A 25,418-nucleotide genomic window follows, 5' to 3' on the forward strand; every position below is an offset into this window, starting at 1 on the left:
TATTGAACCATGAGCGAGCTGTTATCGGAAGCAAAAGACGGATTAAGCCAGCAGGAGCGTAAGATTGCAGCACTGTTTCCAGAAAACTTTCGCATAGACGAGAAAGACGGCGTAGACCTCTTGCGTTACCTGTACGAGCTGGCCGGCGAGTTTAATTTTTACAATACCAAAAATGAGATAGAGGGCGACTGGCGCGATTTTTTTCAGACCAATGCCAATTTACTGATTTTAATTACTTCCCGGCAGGACTATGCCGAGAACCTTACCCGCTTAGAACACATAGAAGCGCAGCTGCAGTTAACAGAGCACGACGAAACATTTTTCAGGCATATTAATTCCCTTTTTGATTTTCTTGCCGAAGCGGTAGCCAATATCCAGCAGTTGCAGCATCAGTTTACCCGCATTTATGCCGCTAACATTCGCGTTCAAAGCATAGCTAAAATAGCCGCCACCCTTAACGATCAGTTTGGGCACTTCAAAAATATTTACCTGCAATACAAAGAGGTATTTAGCGGTAAGGTGCACAGGCAGGAAAAGTTGGAAAAGCTGCATGCAGATGATAAATCAACGCCGCAGTTCTTCAATACTGCAGACGAAACGCTAAGGGAGCAGGCCATGGCTTCTGTAAAGTTTGTTAAAGGGGCTTTTAATGATTTGCGACGGCACTATAACCAGTTTCTTGGTGCCATAAATTACTACCTGCGCGGGTATGATCTATTTAAAGACAAGCAACCGCCGCACCTGGCGCTATGCCTGGCATTTATCCATCTGTACCAGTATTTGCAGGAACAGTTGAATTTATTACCCAAGAAGCACCTGGATTTTTACTACCGGGATATTTTAAATTTTAAACCCCTGCCAGAGCAGCCGGATAGTACTTATGTGCTATTTGAAGCGGACCCTACGGTAGAAATGGTAAACCTTAAAAAGGGAGAAGAACTGCTGGCAGAGATTGGCAGCCAGAAGCCCCTGATCTATATAACCGAACAACCGCTTCAGCTTACCGGCGCCAGTGTGGCGCAGTTGAAAACACTATACATCTCTAAATACACCTGGAATGCCGACCTTGCAGAAATAAACATGTTAAGGCCTTTTCAGGCTGATTTTCAACCGCTGACTGCTACAGAATTGCTTAAACCACGCGGTACGGTTCTCCCCAAGGCCGTGCTGGGCGAAAATCAGGGAGATTTTGGCATGAACGAACGCACCATGGACGATACAGCTATCGGCACGATCATTAGTTCGCCTGTGCTTTATCTTCCCGAGGGAGACCGTCGCATTAAGATCACTATTTACCTGTCAAAAAAGTCGGCCGTGCAGTTAGATGGTTTTATAAACAGCTATCAGCAAATAAAGGACGCAGATTTCCTGCAAACGAGTTTTGACTTGTTTAACGAGGCCTTTAATGTTTGTTATACCGCGAAGGATGGCTGGCTTAGCGCGCAGCGATACAATGCCGTTTATGCCGGTAATGCAACAGACCGTTATATCGAGATCAATATCAGCCTGCCCTCACAGGAAGAAGCACCGGTTGTTTATGTCCCCGGTGTGCATGGCGATATTAATCATATCACGTTCCCTGCAATAAGAGTAAACTTAAATAACGGTGCGGCTGTTCATGGCTATTCGTTCTTACGCAACCTGGTTATCGAACGTATAAAGATCAACGCCCGGGTTTACGGGGTGAAAAATTTCAGCCTGGCCAGTAATTACGGCCCTGTAAGTTCGGTGGCGGCATTCCCGCCATTCGGTTCGCCGCCGGTCAAGGGTGCCCCACTATTGATCAAGAACACCAACGTTTTTAACCGGTATACAAAAAAAGTACGCTTGTTTCTGCAATGGATCGGCCTGCCCGAAGTAACAGGTGGTTTTGAGGAGCATTACCGTGCTTACGGACTTAACTATAAAACAGATTCTTTCAAGATAAAGGTAGCATCGGTAAACAATGGTCGCGTAACCCCGCCGGAAGATAAACAGCAGGAGTTTGAGCTGTTTGCGGTAGATTACAATAGCGAAGGTCATGAATACCTGCTGCCCGAAACCCGGCTGGATAAGATTGACGTGCAGCAACTGGAGTTTACCAATAACCCTTTAATGGATGCGGAGAATAATGTAGCTGGTACCGGTTATGACAACGGTGCTTTGCAGATCGAACTGTCCAATCCTCCTTCGGCGTTTGGCCACGAGGCCTACCCGCAGTTGGTAGCCGATGTAATGGTACATAATAGCCGGCGGTTCGTACGGAAAAGGCCAATGCCTAATCCGCCGTATACACCCATGGTGAAAACCCTGCGGGTAGATTATATCCTGGAAGCTTCAGAAGCGTTACGTCGGTCTGTCCGTTCAGACGGTAACAATATAACAGTTCATCACTTATGCCCCTTCGGCTACATGCAGGCATACCCGGGGCATGTGGAAGGGGGAACCACTTTGTTTCCGGACTTACAGCAAAACCGAAATCTGTTCATCGGCTTAAAGAACGTGGTGCCAGGCCAGGAACTGTCTTTGTTGTTCTACCTGGAAGAAAAGAACTTTATTGAATCGCTGGGTGACGAGGCCGCGATCCGCTGGAGTTACCTCGACCGGAACGAATGGGTAAGTATCCCCGCATCCGGGTTAATTGCCGATACCACCAATAACCTGGTCAATACAGGGATTGTCAGGATAACCGTTCCGCGTGAGCTTTGTATCGAAAATACAGTGATGCCCTCCGGGCTTTTCTGGCTCAGGCTTTCTGTTGACGGCTTTGCAGAGGTGTATACCAAACTTATCGCCGTTACAACAAACGCCGTATTGGTCACCCGGCAGGGCCTTGCCCCGGAACATTTTGAACTGCTGAAGCCTGGGAAAATTAAAAGCTTCAACAGGCAGATAGCAGGCATAAAACAGGTAATACAGCCTTTTTATGCTTTCAACGGCAGGGCAGCAGAATCTGAAGCAGATTTTTATGTGCGGGTAAGCGAGCGTTTGCGCCATAAGAACAGGCCGGTAACCGTAAGGCAGATAGAGCAATTCATTCTGCAGGCTTTCCCTGAACTACTGATGGCTAAATGTATTACCCGTAATGAAACAGTGATAGAACAAACCGAGGGGCCGGGGGCTACGATAAAAGTGATCCTGATTCCGAGGCTGAATGATAACGGTGCGGAGATAGTGCGAGAGCCTATGGTAAATCTGGCAACGCTGTATAAAGTAAATAAGCTGCTAAGGGGGGCGTTGCCGGCCTTTATTTACGCCAGGGTAGCTAACCCTGTTTATGAAAGGGTAAAAGTGGTAGCTGATATTGTGTTTGCAAACACAGAAAGCGCCAACCAGCAATTCTATCTTAACCAGCTATTCCAGGATATCCGCGATTATTTCTGCCCGTGGATCAACAAAAACGTATTCGAGATTAAAATAGGTTCAAAAGTATTCGTTTCTGAGGTGCTGAGCTTTATAAAAGAACTTCCTTACGTAAACAGCGTTACCCGCTTCTCCATGGTACATTTTTTTAGAAGCCGCGAGAATTCAGGCGAATACCGTTACCACATCAATGATCTGGCTATTTCTGGCGATACCTTTTTGCAGGGCTCTGTTCCCGAGGCGATACTCATCCCGGCAGATGAGCACCTGATTTCGGTAAGTATATCTGAGGAATACCACACGGCGGTTGCCGTCGGGATAGGCGACCTGGCTGTAGATGCCGAATTCCTGGTAACGGAAAACCGTGCAGAAAAAGGGCTGCAGCAGCATAATAAAAACGAGGATAGTGGCGAAGACGAGTATTTTAATTTAACCATCCACGAAATCTGAACAAGCAATGGAGCAGTATTCAACACAGCAAAATCAAAGTCGTGATCAGCTTAAGGATTATTTCAAAAACGGGAAAGTCCCTACAGAAATTCATTACGCCGCGCTTATCAACTCCATGGTGCATAAAACGGAGGACGGGTTTTCTAAAGACCGCGAAAACGGGCTGAAGGTGTATAACCAGAAAGCCAATAAAAACCTGCTGTCTTTTTATTCGGATATTAATGAAATAGACCCCTACTACCAGATCGCGAAAGACGAAGCCGATCCGTCTTGCCTTAAGTTTCAGCCGCATAATAGTCTCGAGGATGACCCTGATTCAAAAAGCTTTTATTTTAACGTTCAGGGAGGGTTGGGTATTGGTAAAAAAGCAGAAGACCATTATAAACTGGAGGTAGCGGGCTTCGCGGCGATGGAAGGGCGTATTGGTACCTTCATCAAAGATAGAAAACCTGCCGATGGCAAGTGGCACACAATTGTAGAAGGACTTGATAATTGCAACGCCTTTGAAGTAGTGGCCCGCGCCGGGAAAAAAGGCACCGGCAAATTTAGTATGATGCACGCGATTGCTGTAAGCGCTTACGGGCGTTCTGGCGGTAAAATAAAAAAGGTAAGCAGCTGCTTCGGTTTTTTCTGGAATAAGCTTAACCTAAGATGGCGTGGTACCACGCACGATTATTCGTTACAGATACGTACCAATACCAATTATGGCCCGGAAGCTTACGCATACTACACCCTGACCAAACTTTGGGACGACCAGCTTTTTCCGGCAGACCGCGATGTGTATAAATAATGTTAATGTTTGCTATAGTCCGGATTGAAGATGCCCGTGGTTAAACCCGTAATTATCAACAAAAAAAATGCGGTAAAGCAAAGCTGCGCGCATGATTTTGCTTTTTTACGGCAGGCGGCTATCGCACTCGTACAGCAGATGGCTGGCGAAGAGTGGACGGATTATAACCTGCACGACCCCGGCGTGACCATCATTGAGCAGTTGTGCTACGCCATTACAGACCTGGCTTACCGCACAGGTTTTTCGATAAAAGACCTGCTGACGGATAAAAACGGGCATATTAGCTTCAATAAAAACTCTTTTCATCATCGCGAGGAAATATTGTTTTCGGGGGTGGCCATCGCTAACGATTACCGTAAGTTACTGATTGACCGTATTGATGAAATAGATAATGCCTGGCTGGCGCCGGTATATAGTGCATTTGCGGGTAGCGGTATCAGGGGATTATACCGGTTGACTGTTCAGGTAAATAAAACCACCGCGCAATTAATCTTGAAAGAACCGAATGAAGGAGACCGGATAAAAGAGCAGATAAAGAGCGTTTTTGTGGCCGAACGAAAACTGGGCGAAGACCTGCTGCACGATGTGGTGATTTTAAAACCCGTTGCCGTTGAAATAAAGGCCGATGTATTAATAAAAGACCAGGTGCAGCCCGAACATATTCTGGCAGAGATATACAATTGTATAGATACTATGCTGAGAGCCAGGGTGAGGTATTTTACAGAAGAAGAATTGATAGCTAAGGGGTATACGATGGACCAGATCTATGCCGGTCCGAGGTTGAGCAACGGCATTATACCCGATAGCGAACTTAAGAAAAGGAAAACCCGTATAGATTACATTGAACTGGTGCGTTTGATATCTGTCATCGAGGGTGTTTTGCATGTAAAACAGATCACCATAACGGCGAACGGCAAACAAGCCCATAACAGCCCACTGGAAATAGATGAAGATGCTTTCGCTTTTTTAGATGATGAAGCGGCGCAGGGTATCAGGCTGTTTACCAGTAAATACCAGGTTAAGATCAGGCAGGCGGTTTATAAAAACCTTCTAATTAAACTAAACGCCGCACATGACAGGCGCTTCATCAGTTCTTTCTACAGCAATGATAATAACCTTACTTCGGGTACGTTCCGTAACCCGGGTAAGTATTTCTCTTTGCAAAATTACTTCCCCGCTGTTTACGGGCTGGGCGAACACGGTTTGCCCGCAGGGGCATCAGAGGCGCGAAAAGCCCAGGTGAAGCAGTTAAAAGGCTACCTGATGCTATTCGAACAGGTTTTAGCCAATTACCTTGAGCAACTGGCTAATGTGCAGGAATCGTTCTCTACCACCATCCCGCCCGAAAAACAAACCAACAGCTTTTCCCAGCCGCTTTATGACGTACCGGGAGCACAGGAAATCATCAAACAGTATCAGGCACATGTAAAAGACAGGTGGAACCGGGAGTGGGAGCAATTTGTAGCCGACCCACAGAACGGCTATATGAAAGCGCTGGAGGCAATGGGCGATAGTGATTTGGTTTACCAGGAACGTCGCACCCGTCAATTAAACCATATGCTGGCAAGGTTTAATGAGCTATTACCTACCTACCCTGTCCGCTCGTACCGGCAGATCTATCATGCCGATCAACCCGAAGAAAAGTATACCACCGAGATGAAATGGAAATCGTATTACTTAAGTAATATCGTTAACATTCACCGGGGCGAAAACCGTGGTTTAAACTATCTAAACGGCCCTAACCATAGTACCACCTTTAATTTCGAAAAGAAGATCAAACTATTGTTGTGTTTAAATTATCTGGAAGAAAGGCGCCTTTCTGCTGTTTTCGAGGATCCAAGTATAAAGATAGAGAGCGCCACACAAAACTCAACTAACGAACATCAAAGCGCCGCTTTTGAAGAAAGTAACGATACGCCCGATTTGTTCTTATCCGCAAATGATATCAGCGAGCTATTCAGGCAAAACAAGATAAAAGACTATACACTTTCCGACCGTAAAGGGATTGCGTTTAAAGGCCGGGATAAACAGCTTTTTGCTGCCGCGATCAATTTCGGCAATTATAAAATTGCACCCTACCCGGAAGCCGGAAGCGAAACAGCCTGTTTGCTGCTTTTTAAGTATGAGGCGGATGAACAGTGGGAAGTCATCGGGCGCTATGCGTCTGGCCCGCTGGCGGTAGGCGCATTAAAAAAGCTGGTGAAATATTTCCGTAAGCTAAGCCTTGATTCTGAGGGGTTTTATGTGGTAGAGCATATCTTGCTGCGGCCGTCGCTGCAAAGCCCCGCTTTTGGGTTCCGCCTGACGGATCATCACCAGAAACGGCTGCTGTATAACCGCGAATGGGTAGACTTTAATACCCGTGAGGCACAATTACAAGAATTATTGCAGGCGGCGCAGGATAGGGACAGGGATAAAACCCACACGGCCCTGGTTAAGTATTGTTATCTGGATTCGCGCAGCCATGACGAAGTGATAGATCTTCTTTTCAGGTACGCATCGGAACGGGCTGTTGCGGGAAGTTCGTCGGCTGTCAAGGGCTTTGAAATGCTGGTGCGGAATGACGTGGGACCGTTGAATGAATCTTTCTTTAACTTCCAGGTAACGGTGGTGTTGCCTTCATGGCCTGCCCGGTTTCAGGACCATGATTTCAGGGAATATGTAAGGGATATTTTTATTCTGAACATTCCGGCAAACATCCGGCTCAACTTCAAATGGCTGTCGCCTTCCAGGATGAAGATTTTTGAAGATGAATATGACGTGTGGAGAAAATCTTTCAGGGATGAAACGGAGGAACACGATGCCCTCTCGCGAAAACTGATCTCATTCCTTCAAAACAATTAAGACGGTATCAGATGGGTTATTACCATATCCAGCGCTACCTGTTTGATGTTACTACCACCGGTAGCGAAAGCGAAGCACGCCTGCTTCAGGGGCAATTGAGCAATATATTCAATCAGCAAGTTGTTTCTCGGCTCGAAGCGTTATTTGATCGCGTCATACCAGAAGATGTGGCCTTGCATATCAATGAACTGACTATTGACGCCGGAGTGATACCGCCCCAACTGCTGGATACCCAACTGGTAGAGCGCATTATAGAAGAACTAGAACAACAATTATTGCTGCTACTGGAAGAAAACCACCAACAGTTGCCCGGAGGTACTACCAATAGCCCAACCGGCCAGTTTGCTGCAGATAAGTTCGGCCTGTTAACCTACTACCTGCTTTACGGCTTGTTTCCGTGGTGGGCAAAAGGGTTTGCAATTAGTTCTGTAAATAAATTGATCGAAGAGTTGATCCACTCGGACGAACAACGCCTAAAGCGTATTATTTTAAGCATTGGCTCGCGGCAAAATGTACAGCAACGCCTCGCCTGGCAGTTTTCAGATCATACCATTCGCAAGATGATTGCTGTGCTGGAACCGGCTGAAGCAGATTTCATCTTTCAATATCATGCAGAAGTGCTGTACCAGAAGCGCCGTACAAACCTGTTTACCGGCGAAGCCAGTGGCTTCAGCCGTGTTATCTGGCGTTTTATTTTCAGTACGTTGTTAAGAGATGGTGCGGGGCGCTTTAACCGCAAGATGTTTGTGCTGTACAACATCCGCAGCATTGCGGCCCATTTCAATTTAGCCTATACCCGCTTGCTGGATATACTTTATGCCTCTATGGATTCTGAATATTTTGAGGGCACCCATTTCGAAGTATTCGGAATTGTAAAAGAACTTTGGAATGAAGGCAGGCAAGCGGATACCCCGAACCCGGTAAATGATTACATCGGTAACGAAGATACCAGCACCCCGGAAGCAGAAATCTGGGTACAGCAGCTTCGGATCATTCACTATTATCTTTTTCACCTCTCGCTGCCGCCCGAAGCAAAAATTAAAGATTTAGCCGAGTTGAACAGCAATATGCTTCGGCTGATGCGGATGACTCCGCGATCGGTTATTCAACTATTATATGAATTACAACAGCTCGAAAACCCGGGGGCACGGTTAGCAATAGTGTTTAATGACGGAGTGACGGAAGAGATCATCAGGCTGATTGAACCTACCAATGCTGTTTTTATATTGGAATATCGCACAACGGTTAATAAAATACAGGAGCGTGAAAGACCGGTAAATATAGAACAGGCCAGCTTTTCGCGGGTAGTTTGGGAGCTGATCTTTAACTTCATTTTAAAGGAGCATGGTTCGGAGTTTAACCGGAAGATGTTTCTTGAGCGGAATATCAGGGCTTTGGCTGGTCATTATAACCTGTCAGTTGCAAACCTGGCTAACATTCTGCGCCACAGAAGCAGCGCCTTGCTGAGCACATCCTTGCTGGATATCTTTTTCGAGGTGTTAGACAGATTGGAAGAAGCCGCGATAGTTGGAACAGATAACACACCTTCTACGGTAGCTACGGTTGTAGTAAAAGAAAATCCTGCGCGGTTACACAACCATCCTGTTTACCAGCGTAATGTTTTGCTGCATATCATCATCCATGGCGAGGTGCCTTCCTGGTATCATGGTGAACTTACAGTTGGAGCGCTTGTGCTCGAATTAGCCAAAGCAGCTTCTAATGAGTTTATTCAGTTGCTGGCTTATGCTGCACACTCCGGCACTTATCTTTTGAATATTTACAGGTATATCCCTCTTGCAGCTTTGTTAGAAGCTTTGCAGCAATTAACAGGTGGCCGTAAGGCGGTCCAGATTTATCAGGAGGCTGTGGCCGCTATCGCTACAATAGGCGCTATCAGTATGGACCCGGAGCGGCTACAGAGAATGGTATTCGAAGCATTTTTACAAACCTACAGTTCCGGCAGTTGGCGAAGTTTCGACATTCGTTTGTTTCTCGATGCTGTCATCCGGAAGCTCTCGCTTTCGGGCGGTTTGTCCGAGGCAAAAGTAGTGGCGCTTTTAAGGGATGCGACAACTACGCAGGGACAATCTGTTTATTTAAAAGAGGCGCTGAAAGTTATCCGTGCCGTGCCGAAAGGCTACGAGTTTAACGGTAGTGAAGCGCTTATTCTATCTGCGACCGGCACCGAATGGCTCACAACGGTTTTAGATACTTATCATCAAAACAACAGCAGTTCTACAATTACATACCAGGATACCCTGCTCCATATTTTGGAGTTTTATCTTAAAGAATACCGGTTGCCACCTGGCTTAGGTCTATCGGCAGATCAGGCTATGGTGTTGTTAAGGCAGATTATAGTGGTTTTACTGCGGCGCAGCCCGGAAAAACTAAAAGAGGTATTTGATGGGGACGGGAATATATATGCCCGCATGTACCTTCATAACCTTTTCGCTATAACCGTTAGCGCAGAGTACATGGCCGTCCGCCGCTTCCTGGAACTTTATTTAAAAGCCGATGCGGAGCGTTATATAACTACTCTAACAGGAAATTCTTCAAAAGAGGGCGATCAATACATTCTGCGATGGATTGATCAGTTACTCACCAGAAAAGAAAATTTAAGCGCTGCGGAACGTACGCTGCTTTCGCGTATCAGCAGGCAGCAAAGCCTGGCGGTTTACCTGGCCGGGCATTACACGGATGAGCAGATCTATTCCCTCCTGACATTAGTTGAGCAGGAATGGGGTGAAAACCTCGTGCTTTTTTTAACAGAGCTGACGGCTTTTCTCCAGCGGGCCTTTAATGTTTCGGACCAGGCGCTGGCAGCCAGGCTCCGGACATTTAATCTCATCTATTTTTTAGGGAGCAATCAACGCGTTTCTGCCCGGGATTACATCCGCAAGCTTTTCGAAAACTTTAATTACTATATTGGAAACTTAACCGAAGCACAGTTGACCCGGCTCATCGAAGCACAGATAGCCCGGGAAAAGGTGTCGCCCGGTTTTTACCAGTTATTACCTGAAATAAAGGTAGCTTTATTAAGGCAAATGGAATTATTAACCGGTCGTGCGGCTGTTGCCCGTTTGGTAGCCGCGATCGGAAAAGAAACGCGTCTGCCCCCGCCTGATCAGCAAATTATTGATGAATTGAAAAAATATAAAAATATAGGATCAATGCAGGACGATGAATTGCCCTTGCCGGAAGGAGACACCTACCTGATTAATAATGCGGGCCTGGTGTTGCTGCACCCATTTTTGTTTACCTTTTTCAATCGTTTAGAGATGCTGGATGGAAAGAATTTTAAAGACGAAAACGCAAGACGGTGGGGTATTCATTTGTTACAGCATTTAGTCGGAAGCGATGGCTCAGTAACAGAAAACGAGCTGTTGCTGAACAAGATACTGGTGGGGTTGCCGCCCCAGGAGGCGGTTGAGGAAGGTATTGAATTAAGCGATACAGAAAAGGAATTGTCCGAGCAACTGCTTAAGGTAGTTACCCAGCAATGGGATAAATTAAAAAACACTTCTATCGCCGGTTTGCAGGCCTCGTTTCTGCAGCGGCAAGGCAGCTTGTCTATCACAGAAGGTAACTGGCAATTGCGTGTAGAGCCACGCGCTTACGATCTGATTTTACAAACCCTGCCCTGGGGAATAGGGCTGATTAAATTACCTTGGATGGATACCATGCTTCATGTAATATGGGAACTGAACTAATAAGTGATAACGCAGCCGTTTTAACAAGAGAACTGCAATGGCTGGCCCAGGTGATAGACACCCGGATGACTTCCTATTTTCAACAGGACTTTTCGCCAGGTCTTATAGAGGAAATACCTCCGCCTGATCTGAGTAATAACAACTCAGTCTATGCAAAATATATCAGTCACTATAAGCTTGATATATACGAGCGTATTATTTTATTGCTGGCGTTAGCGCCTCACCTGCAACCACAATTGCTGGATACCTTCTTTACCAGGAACTCAACGTTCGACCGGCCTTTTACAGAATTTGGCGGTATTAAGGGAAAGCAGTTTGGTGGCTTTTTGCCTACGGGCGAAACAGCGGCTTTTATCCTGGCGGTTAATGATCTGGAAAAGCGCATCATGGTGAGCCGGCTACTAAGCGACGAGGGTACTTTAAATCACTTTAACCTGGTAAAGCTAGTGAATGAATCCACGGACGAACCACAGTTAAGCGGACTATTAAAAGTCAGTGGCGAATGCCTGAGCTATTGTACCCTCGGCACAGCTCACAAACCAGATTACAGTACCAATTTTCCTGCAAAATTGATTAATACCTCGTTGGATTGGTCGGATCTGGTATTGGACGACCAGATACTGCACGAGGTGGAGGAAATAAAGGATTGGTTGACGCACGGCGGTACGCTGATGAACGATTGGGGGATGAAGCGCAAACTAAAAGCAGGGTTCAGGTCATTGTTTTACGGTCCTCCGGGTACGGGTAAAACGTTAACGGCAAGCTTGCTGGGTAAAGCCACGGAGCTGGACGTTTACCGTATAGACCTTTCTATGGTGGTATCGAAATATATCGGGGAAACCGAGAAAAACCTCGCAGGCGTGTTTGATCAGGCCGAGCGTAAAAATTGGATCCTGTTTTTTGATGAGGCCGATGCGCTGTTCGGTAAGCGTACGCAAACCAGTTCTAGTAATGACAGGTATGCCAATCAAGAGGTGTCTTATCTGCTACAGCGGATAGAGGATTTTGATGGTGTCATTATTCTTTCCACAAACATCAAAGCCAACCTGGACGAAGCTTTCAGCAGGCGTTTCCAATCCATGATTCATTTTAGCATGCCTGGTTATGCAGAGCGCGAGCGTCTGTGGAGACAAGCTTTTTCTGAGAAGGTGAGGTTTGAAGATGCCTTAAATATAGCCGACATTGCTAAAAAGTATGAATTGGCAGGTGGTGCGATTATCAACGTGGTTCGATATGCAAGTCTGCAGGCATTAAAACGCGGCGATAGTGTTATTCTGCACCGGGATATTGTAACAGGTATCCGCCGTGAGTTTTCAAAGGACGGCAAAACAGTTTAAAATGTTGGGTTTGTAGTGCTGCTTGAAAACACTACTTTTAGTAACCCCATAACCTGCCAGTTTTAAACTTAATAACCTGTACCAGAAATGATGTCAGAGGTCTGCCGGTCTGCAAAACTATTCTATTGCGCGCTGTTTTTTTGCGCGTTATTATTTAACCAGCCATTCTGTTTTTCACAAAGCAGGAAGGTTATAAAAACTTTTACCAACCCTATTCTGCCCGCAGGCGCAGACCCATGGATCACTTATAAAGACGGCTATTATTACTATACCAACACGCTTGGTGATAGCCTTCAGCTTTGGAAAACTAAAGACATCGCCGACCTTAGAAATGCACCAAAGAAAACCATCTGGATTCCGCCGCGCGGCAAAAGTTATTCGAGCGAGTTATGGGCGCCCGAGATCCATTTTCTGGATGGTAAATGGTACATGTACTTTGCCGCGGATGACGGCAAGAATAAGAATCACCGCGTGTATGTGCTGGAGAATGCCTCAGCTGATCCGCTTTCAGGCGAATGGGTTTTTAAGGGAATGCTGGCAGAGGCCTCTAATAAATGGGCAATCGATGGTTCGGTTTTTAAGCATAAGGGGCAAATGTACCTGATCTGGGCCGGATGGGAAGGCGACGAGAACGGGCAGCAAAATATTTACATTGCTAAAATGAAGAACCCTTATACCATAGAAGGGAAGCGGGTTAAAATATCCAGCCCGGAGTATGATTGGGAAAAATACGGCGACCTGCATGACGAAAATAACCCACCGCATGTAAGCGTAAATGAAGGGCCTGAAGTATTGACCCATGGCAACCGCATCTTCCTGATCTATTCGGCAAGCGGCTGCTGGACGGATTATTATGCCCTGGGCATGATGTCGGCAAATATTTCGAGCGACCTAATGGACCCAAGATCGTGGACAAAAGCTGCTAAACCTGTCTTCGCACAATCAAAAGAAAATAGCGTATACGCACCCGGCCATAATGCATTCTTTAAATCGCCGGATGGTAAGGAAGACTGGATCTTGTATCATGCCAATTCAAAACCTGGGCAAGGTTGTGGCGGTAAACGCTCGCCACGGATGCAAATGTTCACCTGGAACAAAGATGGCACACCAAATTTCGGCTTGCCTGTTAAAGAAGGGGTAGCTATACCCGTTCCTTCAGAGCCGGTAATTGTTGCCAAGCCGCCAAAAGCGCCCGGTGCAAAGAAAAAGCCGGCAGTTAAAAGCCAGCGTAAGCAGACCATCATCATCAACAATAAAAAGAACAATTAAAACCACCGACTTATGAGAAGAATAAATTACATCCTTGTCTTGCTGCTGTTAATGGCCGGGCTTGCTGCTTGCCAGCAAGAGCCAAAACCGGCTGTAAAACCAATAGAAGAGGGTAAGATCTGGTCTGTAGAAAAGGCAAATGAATGGTATAAGCAGCACCAGTGGATGATTGGCGCTAATTTTATCCCAAGCACCGCCATTAATCAACTGGAAATGTGGCAGGCCGAAACTTTCGACCCAAAGACTATCGACCGCGAGTTAGGCTATGCCCAGGGCATAGGTTTTAATACCATGCGTGTGTTCCTGCATAGCGTAGCTTATGGGGCCGATCCGAAGGGGTTTAAATCGCGGGTGGATCAATACCTTACTATTGCTAATAAGCATCACATCCAAACCATTTTTGTGTTTTTTGATGATTGCTGGAACCCTAATCCTAAACCGGGCAAACAGCCGCTACCTAAGCAGGGTATCCATAACTCGGGCTGGGTGCAGGATCCCGGTGTGCGCGAGGTGAAAGATCCGAAACAGTTTAATGTGCTGAAGAGTTACTTCCAGGATGTGATGAGCACTTTTAAGCACGACAAACGTGTTTTACTTTGGGATTTATATAACGAACCAGGCAACAGCACCAAGCATGATACTTCGCTTGCACTGCTTACCAAAGTATTTACCTGGGCACGTGAAGTAAACCCCGATCAGCCTGTTTCTGCCGGTTTGTGGGCCTGGGACTTTGAAAAGCTGAATGCTTTCCAGGCATTGAATTCGGATATCATCACCTACCACGAATATGAACCGGATACCGCCCACACGCGCGTATTGCAATTGTTAAAAACGCATGGCCGCCCCATGATCTGTACCGAATATATGGCGCGTACCCGCAAAAGCACATTCCAAACGATATTGCCTATACTTAAAAAGGCAAACGTCGGGGCGATCAACTGGGGATTAGTAGCAGGTAAAACCAATACCATTTACGCCTGGGATACCCCGATGCCGCAAGGCGGCGAACCAAAGCTATGGTTCCATGATATTTTCCGGAAGGATGGAACACCCTACAAGCCAGAGGAAGTGCAGTTCATCAAACAGATCATCGCCAGTCCGCGAGTAGAGACAACAAAGTAAGCGAAGTAACATTACATGTTTTGTATCATCACCCGCAGTGACCGTTGTCACTGCATAAGTTAAATAGAATCAGGAGCTTTAAAATGTTACCATTGCTCGGGTTAACGTCGCATTCGGCGCAGTCCGTTCAGGTTTAAAATTAAAGCAACACCATGAAAACTTTTCTTGTTCCAACAGATTTCTCGCCCGAGGCAGACAACGCCGCCCGTTTTGCCGTTTATTTGGCTAAAGATTTAAAAGCAGACGTGCAACTTTGCCACGCGCTCTCGTTGCCCGAAGAATCGCCGGTTTCTGCCCAGGTGGTATGGCCGCTGGAAGATTATAACTATCTGAAGAAAGACGCCGATCAAAACCTGCTTGCCTTATCTAAACAGTTTGCCGAAGAAGAAGCAAGTGTTTCTGACCACGACAGCCACCATCCGCTAATAACCACCATAAGCCAGGTGGGTACGGTTACAGATGTTGTCCGGAATTTGGTTTGTTATCCGGGTGTAAGCCTGGTAGTGATGGGGATGTCTGGTGCGGGGCGGCTGAAACGGTTCTTCTTAGGGAGCAGCAGCCGGGATGTGATTGAGAAAGGTGGTTTCCCTACCCTGCTGATCCCATCACATACCGTTTTTCATGGTTTTAAAAAAGTGGCGTTTGCAACAGACCTCGGCGCTGACGATGTATTGGCGATAGCCCAACTGGCGGCAGTCATCAAACCTTTTAATGCCGATTTGATGGTGATCCATATTAAACCCGAAGGTGTAGAGCAGCCAGAGGATGCCGCCCGGGCCAATGCGTTTATGAGCGAGGTAACGCAAACTGTTAACTACCCGGCTATTGGCTATCGCAGTCTCAGGGCTGTTAATATAGATGCCGCGCTGAATTCACTATGTGAAAGCGATGAACTGGACCTGTTGGCGGTAGTACACCGTAAACACAGCATTTACACCTGGTTAACCTCCGGAAGCCATACGCAGAAGCTGGCCCGGCATACACAAATCCCTTTGTTGGTTTATCCGGGTTGAGGGGTGTTCCCGAAATATAGCAGTTACGCGTGATGCACTCTTTAGGGTTGTGACGAAAATCTTTCTTCGCCTGTAATTTTATGACGAAAATCATTTCCTGAAGCACGTCCGTCCGGCATCTTTGAAGTAAGATGCTTATTCCCTAATTGCTCATGTTATGAACGAATCGGAAATACAGTTCCTGGACGGGCCACAATCGCGCTGGAAGGAACTGAAGTTTACTTTTAGAACGATGTACGAATTCGTTACCGGTTTCCGTGCGCTGCATTTTGTAGGGCCATGCATCACCGTTTTTGGATCGGCCAGGTTTAAGGAAGATCATCCCTATTACGAACTTACCCGCAAAGCTTCCGCAGCTTTCGCCAAGCTTGGCTTTACGATACTGACAGGTGGTGGTCCCGGTTTAATGGAAGCGGCAAACCGAGGTGCAAAAGATGTAGGCGGCCGGTCGGTGGGATGTAACATTGTACTTCCCATAGAGCAGCAGCCAAACCCCTATCTTGATAAGTGGGTATACCTTAAGCATTTTTTTGTTCGTAAGGTATTGCTGGTAAAATACTCTTTTGCCTTTGTGGTAATGCCGGGCGGATTTGGTACGCTCGACGAATATTTTGAAGCTTTAACGCTGATCCAGACGCATAAGATCAAAGATTTTCCGGTGATTATCTTCGGTAAAGAGTACCATAAAGAACTGGTTGACCATGTTGAGGTGATGAAGAAGAACGCCACGATCGGGGACGCAGATACCGCACTGTTTTTAGTAACTGATGATATCGACGAAGCCGTACAACTGATTGTAGAAAAAAGCATCAAGCAATACGGGCTTCGTCCGCGTAACAAGGTAAAACCCTTCAGATTTCTTTTTGAGCATGAGTAACACCCAACGCCTAACGTTTAGCCACAATGATCCAGCCGTTACTTAAAGCAATTTTAGAAAATGCCATAGATGGTATCGTTGTTATTGATCCCAAGGGCTACATCGAAATGGTTAATCCGGCGGCTTGTACTTTGTTTGGTTATGAAGCGGCTGAATTACAGGGACGCCGGGTAGAAGTGCTGATGCAAAGTCGCGATGCACATACACATCAGGCACATGTTAATCAGTACCTTCAGGGTGGTGTTAGCGGCATTATAGGCAGAGGTCGCGAAGTAAGCGGTTTAAAAAAGGACGGCACTATATTCCCCATGCGTTTGGCCGTAAGCGAGGTGATAATGGGCGACAAGATCTATTTTACAGGTATACTTCATGACCTGACGCGCGAAAAACAAGCAGAAGAAGCGCTTAAGAACCATGCCGCTACTTTAGAGCGCCTTGTTGCCGAAAGAACCGGGAAGCTGAAGATAAACATCAGCCAGTTGGAAGAACTAAGGGAAGAACTGAGCAATACGCTGGAGAAGGAAAAATCCCTGAACCAGATGAAGAGCAAGTTTGTTTCCCTGGCTTCGCATGAATTCCGTTCGCCCTTAAGTAATATACAGCTTTCTGCTTCGCTGGTAGAGAAGTATTATGACCGGCAGGAACCCGATAAAGCGATGTCGCACCTGAAGAAGATAAAGTTCGCCGTGAATGACCTTACTACCACCTTGAATGATTTCTTATCGGTAGAGCGTATCGAAACAGGTAAAATAAAACCGGTTCTGGGTAATTTTGAGATAAAAGCCCTGATGGACGAAGTAATGGCCGAGATCCGCTCCCTGCTGAAAGATGACCAACTGCTCTCGTCGACACATCCCGAAGAAGCTATTCAAATATCGGTTGACCGCAACCTGCTAAAACATTGCCTGTTAAACCTGTTGACCAATGCCGTTAAATATACCGGAAGCGATGGCGTGATTGAATTGGTAACAGAAGCTAACAGCCAGGCCATAAATATCAGTGTTAAAGATAATGGCATTGGAATTCCCCAGCACGATCAGCCTAAATTGTTCGAAGCGTTCTTCCGGGCAAGTAATGCCGGTAATGCACCCGGTACCGGCCTGGGCCTGAGCATTGTGCACAATTATGTTAGGCTGATGAACGGTAAAATTTATTGCGAAAGCAGGGCCGGTAGCGGAACCGTTTTTACGATAACATTTCCGCCTTCAATAATAGTGACATCCGCCACTTCAGCGCAGCAGGGAGTTAAAAAGCAGGCTTCCTGAAACCTGCTTTTTAATTGGTGATATTTTACATCCATTTAGATGCGAACCGGTTGAATGCTTGCCTTAGTTCATTTACCATTCGTTCTTCCGTACCAAAATCTTCCATCAGTTTGTCATACCCTTCGGCGGTACTTTCTTTAATGTGGCCTGCCAGGTGGTTAATGTCATGCTCTACTTTCTGCATGCTCTCCCTGATGCGGTGTTTCAGCCCGTCGATATAATCGCGGTGAATGATCAGTTGATTTTGAAAATACTCAACGTTTTCAGCAACCTCGTGCCCGGTGTTATCACCGGCTATTTCCTGCAGGCGTTCGTCAAGAATATTCAATTCCTGTTCGTAAAAAGTAAGTGCCCTCATCCACTCGTTATGTTGGGGGGTAGTGTGTTTAATTGTTGATGTTCTCATGATACAAGATTAATGTGTTGTCGCTTTCGTGCGAATGACGGATGGCATTACTTATTGTGATGCTGCTCATGAACAACGGCCGCGGCTGGTTCTTCTGAAATGGCGAACAGAAATTCTTTATGGTCTTCCTGCAAAATTTTTACGGGTGTGCCTGTTTCATCTTTTATTTTAACCCGCAGGGTTTCTAATGAGCAGGGTTCGCCGTGTACCAGGTAAACCCTTTCAGGCCTTGGTACAAAACCATTGATCCAGTAACGCAATTCTTTTTGGTCTGCATGTGCAGACATGCCCCTTATTTCTTCTACGCGCGCTTCTACAGAGTAAAACTTTCCATGGAACTTCAGCTCCTTTGCCCCGTTAAGCAAAGATCTGCCCCGTGTTCCCTCTGCCTGGAAACCAATGAGTAAAATGGTATTTCTGCTATTGCCGATGTAATGTTCCAGGTAGGCAAGCGCCCGGCCGCCGGTAAGCATGCCGCTGCCCGCCAGGATAATCTTACTGCCTTTGGTATCAATAATTTTTTCCGTTCCGCGATAGTCTTCATTAATCTGTATACCGTTAAACATCGCCCTGCATTCTTCCTTCGTGATCTTCAGCTCTTCGCTATGGTTCAATACCACTTTACCGGCCGCTGCGGCCATGGGGCTGTCCAGGTAAATGGGTAACTCTGCCGGGATAGCTTTTTGTTGTTTCAGCTTGTAAAGCATATGAATAACTTCCTGCGCCCGCCCTACCGCAAAACAGGGGATCAGGATGTTGCCTTTCTTAAAAACGGTATCGTTAATCATATAAGCTAAGGCTTCACTCGCGTCGCCGGCAGGGTGTGTCCGGTCGCCATAGGTAGCTTCCATTACCACAAAATCTGCTGTGGAAACATGCTGCGGATCTGCTAATAGCCCTGCATGGTAACGGCCAATATCCCCGGAGAAGAAGATGGTTTTGCCAAAGCAAGTAACTTCAGCAGAGCTGGCGCCGGGAATATGCCCGGCCGGGAAATACCTGAAGCTAATGTTTGCACTAAGCCGATGCGATACTCCCGTACCCACTGTTTTAAAATAGGGGATGCAAGCTTCTACATCTTCGGTAGTATATAAAGGTTTCGCCGGTTTATGCTTGCTGTAATGATGTTTATTGGCATGAAAGGCGTCTTCTTCCTGTATCCGGGCACTGTCTTTTAAGATAAGTATAGTCAGATCTTTTGTGGTCTCGGTCATATAAACCGGTCCGCGGTAACCGTCTTTAAATAGTATGGGGAGATAGCCGCAATGGTCAAGGTGTGCATGGGTCAGGATCACGGCATTGATTTCTGCCGGGTTAAACGGAAGCGGTTCCCAGTTCTTTTCACGCAATGCTTTCAATCCCTGGAAAAGGCCGCAATCGATTAAAATATTTCCTTCAGGTGTTCTTAACAGGTGCTTGGACCCGGTTACCGTTCCTGCCCCGCCGAGGGACTCGATATAAATGTTCTGGTTAGCGTATTCGGAATGCATTTTAGAAAGATTGGTTAAACGAAGGTACTGGCGGGGGTAGGCTAACTTATTGACCAGCATCACGCTTCGTCGTGATAGCTGTCATGGATGTTGAGCCGGAATAGGCAGAGCTTTGATGTACAATTTAAAACTTAGTCCTATGTCAACTTTAGTAAAACCAAACGGCTTCCCATCTATACGTTCATTGATGGAAGATTTCTGGAGCACCGATAAGTTTTTCAATCAACCCTTTCTTAAAGCAGAATTGCCGGCAGTGAATATTCGCGATACCGACAAAAACTACGAGATAGAAGTGGCTGTACCGGGCTTTAAAAAAAATGATTTTAAAGTAACTACAGAGAACGGACGGTTAACCATCAGTGCCGAAACCAGCAACGAAACAAACGAAGAGAAGGAAAACTACACCCGTAAAGAGTTCTCTCGTTCTTCGTTTACCCGCTCTTTTACCCTGCCGGATAATGTGGTAGAGGATAATATTACGGCGCAATACCAGGATGGATTATTGAAAATTGATCTGCAAAAGGCAGGTAAAAGCCTGACCGCAAAAAAAGAAGTTAAGGTGGCTTGATTTTTCTGCTCCGGCGGGTAACTGCCGGAGCTTTTTTTAGGGACTAAGTATCGTTCAAACACATTATAAACCAGCAAGGATAGTTATGGAAACGTTTATCAAAAGATTTAGTGAAATTGGCCTGGGTGACATTGCCGCTGTAGGGGGTAAAAATGCTTCGCTTGGCGAAATGTACCGGTATCTGCGACCCAAAGGCGTACTTGTTTCGGATGGGTTTGCAATAACTGCCGATGCTTACCGCTACTTTATCAGCGCTAATAAGCTGGAAAAACAGTTACAGGCATTGATGCAAGAACTGGATCGTGAAAACTTTTCTAACCTAGCCGCGACCGGTGAGAAGGCGAGGGGTTTGATCATGGCCGGAAAAATGCCCGCCGACCTTGGCATGGCCATCACCGACGCCTATGATTACCTGTTTGAACAGGCAGACCAGGGCGTAGCGGTACGAAGCAGCGCAACTGCCGAAGATCTGCCCGATGCCAGTTTTGCCGGTCAGCACGAGTCTTACTTAAACGTTCGGGGGCATTGCTCTTTGCTATATGCGGTCAGGAAATGTTTTGCATCGTTATATACAGATCGCGCCATTAAATACCGCGAGGATAAAGGTTTCGACCATAACAAAGTATACCTGTCTGTCGGCGTGCAGCAAATGGTCCGTGCAGATAAGGGCTGCTCTGGTGTTGGTTTTACACTCGAGCCGGAATCCGGTTTCCGCGATGTGGTTCACATTGCAGGTGTTTGGGGCCTGGGCGAAAATATTGTTCAAGGCACGGTAACGCCGGACGAATTTCTGGTGTTCAAGCCCTCGCTGAAGAATAATTTTAAAGCGATTATTCAGAAGAACCTGGGCAGCAAAAGCCTGACCATGGTGTATGCCGACGATGAAAACCGCGAAATAGTTAATAAGGACACTCCCTGGGAACTGCGCGAAAAGTTTGTGCTCACCGACCGTGAAATTGAGAAGCTGGCCAATTGGGCGCTGCTGATTGAAGAACACTATGGCAAGCCGATGGACTTTGAGTGGGCGAAGGATGGTTATAACCGCCAGCTTTACCTGATTCAGGCACGTCCGGAAACGGTGCATAGCCGCGAAAAGCTGGTTCAGGTGAAATCATACCAGATCAAAGAGAAAGGCGAAGTACTGGTAACCGGCGAAGCGGTGGGTGATGCCATTGCCTGCGGGTATGCGCGTTTGCTTAACTCGCCCGCCGAGGCAGATAAACTACAGGCCGGTGATATCCTGGTTACAGATAAGACCAGCCCAGACTGGGACCCTATTTTAAAAAAGGTAGCCGGAATTATCACCAACAAGGGAGGCAGAACCAGCCACGCGGCAATTATTGCACGTGAACTGGGCGCCGTAGCTATTGTGGGGACAGAGAATGCCACTACAGAGATCAAAGATGGCGAGCTGATCACCCTGAGCTGCTGCGAAGGGAAAACCGGTAAAGTTTACCGTGATAAGCTAAGCTGGAAGGAAACCGTTACCGATGCAAGTAAAATCCGATTGCCGGATACCGTAAAACCCCAGTTGATCATTGGCGAACCGGATAAGGCTTTCAAATTATCTTTCCTTCCTAATTGTGGCGTGGGGCTCATGCGCCTGGAATTTATCATTAGCAATTACGTCAAGGTGCATCCGATGGCGCTGGTTAATTTCGAAAAGGTAACCGATGAAATCGAACGCGTTAAGATTGAGAACCTGACCGGTTCATATGACGATAAACGCCAATATTTTGTAGATAAGCTATCGCAGGGTGTCGCAACTATCGCCGCCGCTTTTTATCCGAAAGAAGTGATCGTGCGGATGAGTGATTTCAAGACGAACGAGTATGCAGGACTGATCGGCGGCCGGGACTTTGAGCCTGAAGAGGAGAACCCGATGATTGGTTTCAGGGGGGCGTCAAGATATTATAACGAACGTTACCGCGAAGGTTTTAAACTGGAGTGTGAGGCCATGAAAGTTGTGCGCGACGACATGGGCCTGACCAACGTGAAGCTGATGATCCCTTTTTGCCGTACGGTGGACGAGGGAAAGAAAGTTGTGGACCTGATGGCTGCGTACGGCCTCAAACGCGGGAGAAACGGGCTGGAAATATTTGTGATGGCCGAAATACCTGCTAATGTGCTGCTGGTAGACGAGTTTGCCGAGGTGTTTGATGGTTTTTCTATTGGCTCTAATGACTTGACCCAGTTGACTTTGGGGATTGACCGTGATTCGGCCCTTGTTGCAGATCTGTTTAATGAACAGAATGAAGCCACCACCAAACTAATCGTTGCTTTAATTAAGAAAGCCAATGCCCTTCATAAAAAGGTGGGTATCTGCGGGCAGGCGCCGAGTGATTCTGAACCCTTTGCCAAATTATTGATCGAAACCGGTATCGATAGCATTGCCTTCAACCCGGATGCCCTTATCAAAGGGATTGAAAATATCAACAAGGTGCTCGACGCCCGGAAGGAAACCGTATCTGAGGTATTGGAACACGAAAAGACCGGTGCCGTTATCGCTTAACAGATGGTAATATATAGCATTGCCCGTCAAAAAAAAATGGCGGGCAATGCTGTTTAATTAAAATAAAGCTTGCTGAAATTTTCTACGCTTTCTGCCTTACTTTTCATAGCAGTTCACACGGGTTTTAAAGCTGACGCGCAGAACAAAGATTCTATTGCCATAAACCCAACTGGCAATCCTGCTGTTCCGAACCGAAAGCCGGGCAGAGCCCTTTTACAATTCGGTATGGCCGAAACGCTTCCCTGGGTTTTTGACCGTTACCTAAAAAAGGCAGACTATGCCTATATCTCTGTTGCAACGGCTAAACGTAATTTAAAACCGGGTAGCTGGACCTGGGACGATGATCCTTTTGAAACCAACCAGTTCGGCCATCCCTATCATGGCAATTACTTTTTTAATGCTTACCGAACCAACGGCTATACCTTCTGGCAGTCTGTACCGGCGGCCTTTGCGGGCAGCTATCTCTGGGAAACTTTTGGCGAAAAGCAAAAGCCAGCCCCTAACGACTTTATCAATACCGGTTTTGGTGGTGTGGTACTTGGCGAAATGACCTACAGAATTTCTAATCGCCTGGTAAGCAACCACTCGCGGGGATTTAAACGGCAGCTTACCGAGATCGCAGCCTTATTGATAAACCCTATCAACGGCTTCAACCGCATTGCAGATGGCAAGTGGGGGAAAAGGCCGCGTGAGGCTAAAGATACGGACACTACCAGGGTAAAGGCAGAATTTGATCTCGGCGTAAGAAGGATCAACTCCAATACTTCTAACTTTTTAAAGAACAGTAAAGCAGGTTGGTATGGCCATATCCGCCTCATTTATGGCGAACCTTTCAGCAATTATAAAACGCCGTTCAGCAACATGTATATCAATGCCGGGTTTGGAAAAGACGATAGCTCCAGCGTAAATATCATCAGTGCTTATGGTTCACTTACCGGGTGGAAGATTTTTCCGAATTCGCGTCATAATCATATCGCCATCCTTTCTGCCAATTATGATTTTATTGATAATGAAGCTTTCTTTTACGGCGCTCAAAGTGTAAAGCTGAATATCCTGTCGTCAGGTTCTTTTGGCAGGAAGATCCACCTGACCACTAATTTTGGCACGGGGCCTATTCTGCTGGCCGCCGTGCCAGACCCCTATCATCCCCGCGGACGTAATTATGATTATACCTCTGGATGGGGAATATCGGGCATGGGGCTGATAAATTTAAATGAAAAGCTTTTTTATACTATTAACTATCGCGGCGGGTGGCTGCTGACGATCAATGGCAACCAGAGCCATTACTTTCTGCATACCCTCTCCGGCGAATTCAGATACAGATTTTTAAGAGATGTATCGCTATGCGCCGAAACAGGTTATTTTACGTTGGAAGGAAAATACAATCATTTTGATAACGTGAACAAACGATACCCTTACATCCGTTTATCTTTACGTTACGAGTTGTAGGGATGTTTACTGCCTGGCTTTCTGTAGTTTTTCCTGCTTTTTAAAATAGCCGCGCAACAGGAAATTATGTTTCAGGGCTTCCATATTCTGGTTAAAACCGTCGGTGCCTTTTTGGATGTTTTCCAGGCTTTTTCTAACGTTAGCTGCGGCTGAGGTATCATTCAGCAGTTTCAAAACCCCGTTATCTGCATTGACATTCTGCACCACCTGGTTTAACTGAACTGCCAGGCGGTTTACTTCTGTACTGGTTGCTTTAACGTGCACCATAGTGGTTTTAAGGTCTGCGGCAAAACCGGTATCGCTCAATAAAAGACCCGCTGCTCCTTTTCCCCGTTTGGTTTGTGTGATCAGCTGGTCAAGGTTGCGGGTCATTTCCCGGGCATTGGCGGTGGTTTTTGTGATGTTATTAAGCGATGCACGGATATTGCTTGCGGTTGAACTATCATTCAGTACATCCCATATCTTGCTATCGTTGATCTTTGCAACGGTAGTTTTTAACGCGCCCGATACAACGGCAAAGTTATTGTTGGTTTGCGACAACGTTTGCAGCATTTCATCAGTGCCGATAACTCTTTTTACGGCCAGCTGGTCGCCGTTTTCAATCAGTGCAGCTTTTTTGTTAACAGCAGAGATGTTAACCACCTTTTCGCCCATCAGGCCTTCGGTGCCAATAACTGCAAGGGCATTTTTACGGATATAGGGTTTAAATTTCTTATCCATCAGCAGGGTTACCTCCATGGTAGTATCGTTGATGATATTTATTTCATCTACAGTACCGGCCTGTATCCCGGCATAGAGCACATTGCCGCCTTCCATTAATCCGTTAAGGTTTTGAAAGCGAACGCGAAGCGTAAACCCCGAACCGAAAAGGTTGCGGTTCTTCCCGATCAGGTAAAAGCTCAATATCAATACAAAAAGTCCCGTGAGTACAAATACGCCAAGCTTTATGTTATTTTCTCCCTGGTTGTTCATGG

Annotated in this window: 16 protein-coding genes; 13 read left to right on the forward strand and 3 right to left on the reverse strand. The window is 46.5% G+C overall.

From position 1 onward, the window contains the following. The first annotated feature begins 9 nt into the window (after nucleotides 1-9). The 10 genes from MUY27_RS01325 to MUY27_RS01370 all read left to right on the forward strand — a co-directional run bounded on the left by MUY27_RS01325 (nucleotide 10) and on the right by MUY27_RS01370 (nucleotide 18,019). On the forward strand, nucleotides 10-3,792 hold the full coding sequence (locus MUY27_RS01325; protein ID WP_245128160.1) for a baseplate J/gp47 family protein: 3,783 nt from the start codon (nucleotides 10-12) through the stop codon (nucleotides 3,790-3,792). Between the two features lie 7 nt (nucleotides 3,793-3,799). Further along, a complete protein-coding gene (locus tag MUY27_RS01330; protein ID WP_245128161.1) occupies nucleotides 3,800-4,582 on the forward strand; it encodes a hypothetical protein in 783 nt (260 codons plus the stop codon). A gap of 30 nt (nucleotides 4,583-4,612) precedes the next feature. Beyond that, nucleotides 4,613-7,426: a hypothetical protein gene (locus MUY27_RS01335; protein ID WP_245128162.1), complete on the forward strand. Its 2,814-nt coding sequence runs from the start codon at nucleotides 4,613-4,615 to the stop codon at nucleotides 7,424-7,426. An 11-nt stretch (nucleotides 7,427-7,437) separates the two neighbouring features. Beyond that, nucleotides 7,438-11,136, forward strand: coding sequence for a contractile injection system tape measure protein (locus MUY27_RS01340; protein ID WP_245128163.1), 3,699 nt, complete (start codon nucleotides 7,438-7,440; stop codon nucleotides 11,134-11,136). Beyond that, nucleotides 11,121-12,473, forward strand: a complete 1,353-nt coding sequence (locus tag MUY27_RS01345; RefSeq protein WP_245128164.1) for an ATP-binding protein — start codon at nucleotides 11,121-11,123, stop codon at nucleotides 12,471-12,473. The genes MUY27_RS01340 and MUY27_RS01345 overlap by 16 nt, the downstream gene beginning before the upstream one ends. A gap of 87 nt (nucleotides 12,474-12,560) precedes the next feature. Beyond that, nucleotides 12,561-13,742 carry a glycoside hydrolase family 43 protein gene (locus tag MUY27_RS01350; protein ID WP_245128165.1) on the forward strand — a complete coding sequence of 394 codons (1,182 nt, stop codon included), beginning with the start codon at nucleotides 12,561-12,563 and terminating at the stop codon, nucleotides 13,740-13,742. Nucleotides 13,743-13,754: 12 nt separating this feature from the next. Further along, on the forward strand, nucleotides 13,755-14,864 hold the full coding sequence (locus MUY27_RS01355; RefSeq protein ID WP_245128166.1) for a cellulase family glycosylhydrolase: 1,110 nt from the start codon (nucleotides 13,755-13,757) through the stop codon (nucleotides 14,862-14,864). 152 nt (nucleotides 14,865-15,016) lie between these two features. Beyond that, complete coding sequence (locus MUY27_RS01360; protein WP_245128167.1) at nucleotides 15,017-15,877, forward strand: universal stress protein; 861 nt, start codon at nucleotides 15,017-15,019, stop codon at nucleotides 15,875-15,877. A 157-nt stretch (nucleotides 15,878-16,034) separates the two neighbouring features. Further along, on the forward strand, nucleotides 16,035-16,754 hold the full coding sequence (locus MUY27_RS01365; protein ID WP_245128168.1) for an LOG family protein: 720 nt from the start codon (nucleotides 16,035-16,037) through the stop codon (nucleotides 16,752-16,754). Nucleotides 16,755-16,780: 26 nt separating this feature from the next. Further along, complete coding sequence (locus tag MUY27_RS01370) at nucleotides 16,781-18,019, forward strand: PAS domain-containing sensor histidine kinase (RefSeq protein ID WP_245128169.1); 1,239 nt, start codon at nucleotides 16,781-16,783, stop codon at nucleotides 18,017-18,019. A 25-nt stretch (nucleotides 18,020-18,044) separates the two neighbouring features. Here the strand turns inward: MUY27_RS01370 and MUY27_RS01375 are convergent, their stop codons facing one another. Then, entirely contained in the window at nucleotides 18,045-18,425 is a 381-nt protein-coding gene (locus tag MUY27_RS01375; protein ID WP_245128170.1) for a hypothetical protein, read from the reverse strand. A gap of 47 nt (nucleotides 18,426-18,472) precedes the next feature. Next, complete coding sequence (locus tag MUY27_RS01380) at nucleotides 18,473-19,975, reverse strand: MBL fold metallo-hydrolase RNA specificity domain-containing protein (RefSeq protein ID WP_245128171.1); 1,503 nt, start codon at nucleotides 19,973-19,975, stop codon at nucleotides 18,473-18,475. A gap of 79 nt (nucleotides 19,976-20,054) precedes the next feature. Between MUY27_RS01380 and MUY27_RS01385 the strand changes: the two genes are divergently transcribed. From MUY27_RS01385 to MUY27_RS01395, 3 genes are all read left to right on the forward strand, one after another. Beyond that, complete coding sequence (locus tag MUY27_RS01385; protein ID WP_245128172.1) at nucleotides 20,055-20,483, forward strand: Hsp20/alpha crystallin family protein; 429 nt, start codon at nucleotides 20,055-20,057, stop codon at nucleotides 20,481-20,483. Nucleotides 20,484-20,568: 85 nt separating this feature from the next. Then, nucleotides 20,569-22,995, forward strand: a complete 2,427-nt coding sequence (gene ppsA / locus MUY27_RS01390; RefSeq protein WP_245128173.1) for a phosphoenolpyruvate synthase — start codon at nucleotides 20,569-20,571, stop codon at nucleotides 22,993-22,995. Nucleotides 22,996-23,064: 69 nt separating this feature from the next. Continuing rightward, on the forward strand, nucleotides 23,065-24,444 hold the full coding sequence (locus MUY27_RS01395) for a DUF3943 domain-containing protein (protein WP_245128174.1): 1,380 nt from the start codon (nucleotides 23,065-23,067) through the stop codon (nucleotides 24,442-24,444). A gap of 6 nt (nucleotides 24,445-24,450) precedes the next feature. Here MUY27_RS01395 and MUY27_RS01400 read toward each other — a convergent pair whose 3' ends face one another. Further along, nucleotides 24,451-25,416 (reverse strand): MlaD family protein, encoded by a 966-nt coding sequence (locus tag MUY27_RS01400; protein ID WP_245128175.1) that lies wholly within the window; start codon nucleotides 25,414-25,416, stop codon nucleotides 24,451-24,453. Nucleotides 25,417-25,418: the final 2 nt, after the last annotated feature.

The organism is Mucilaginibacter straminoryzae (assembly GCF_022953055.1).
Lineage (GTDB): Bacteria > Bacteroidota > Bacteroidia > Sphingobacteriales > Sphingobacteriaceae > Mucilaginibacter > Mucilaginibacter straminoryzae.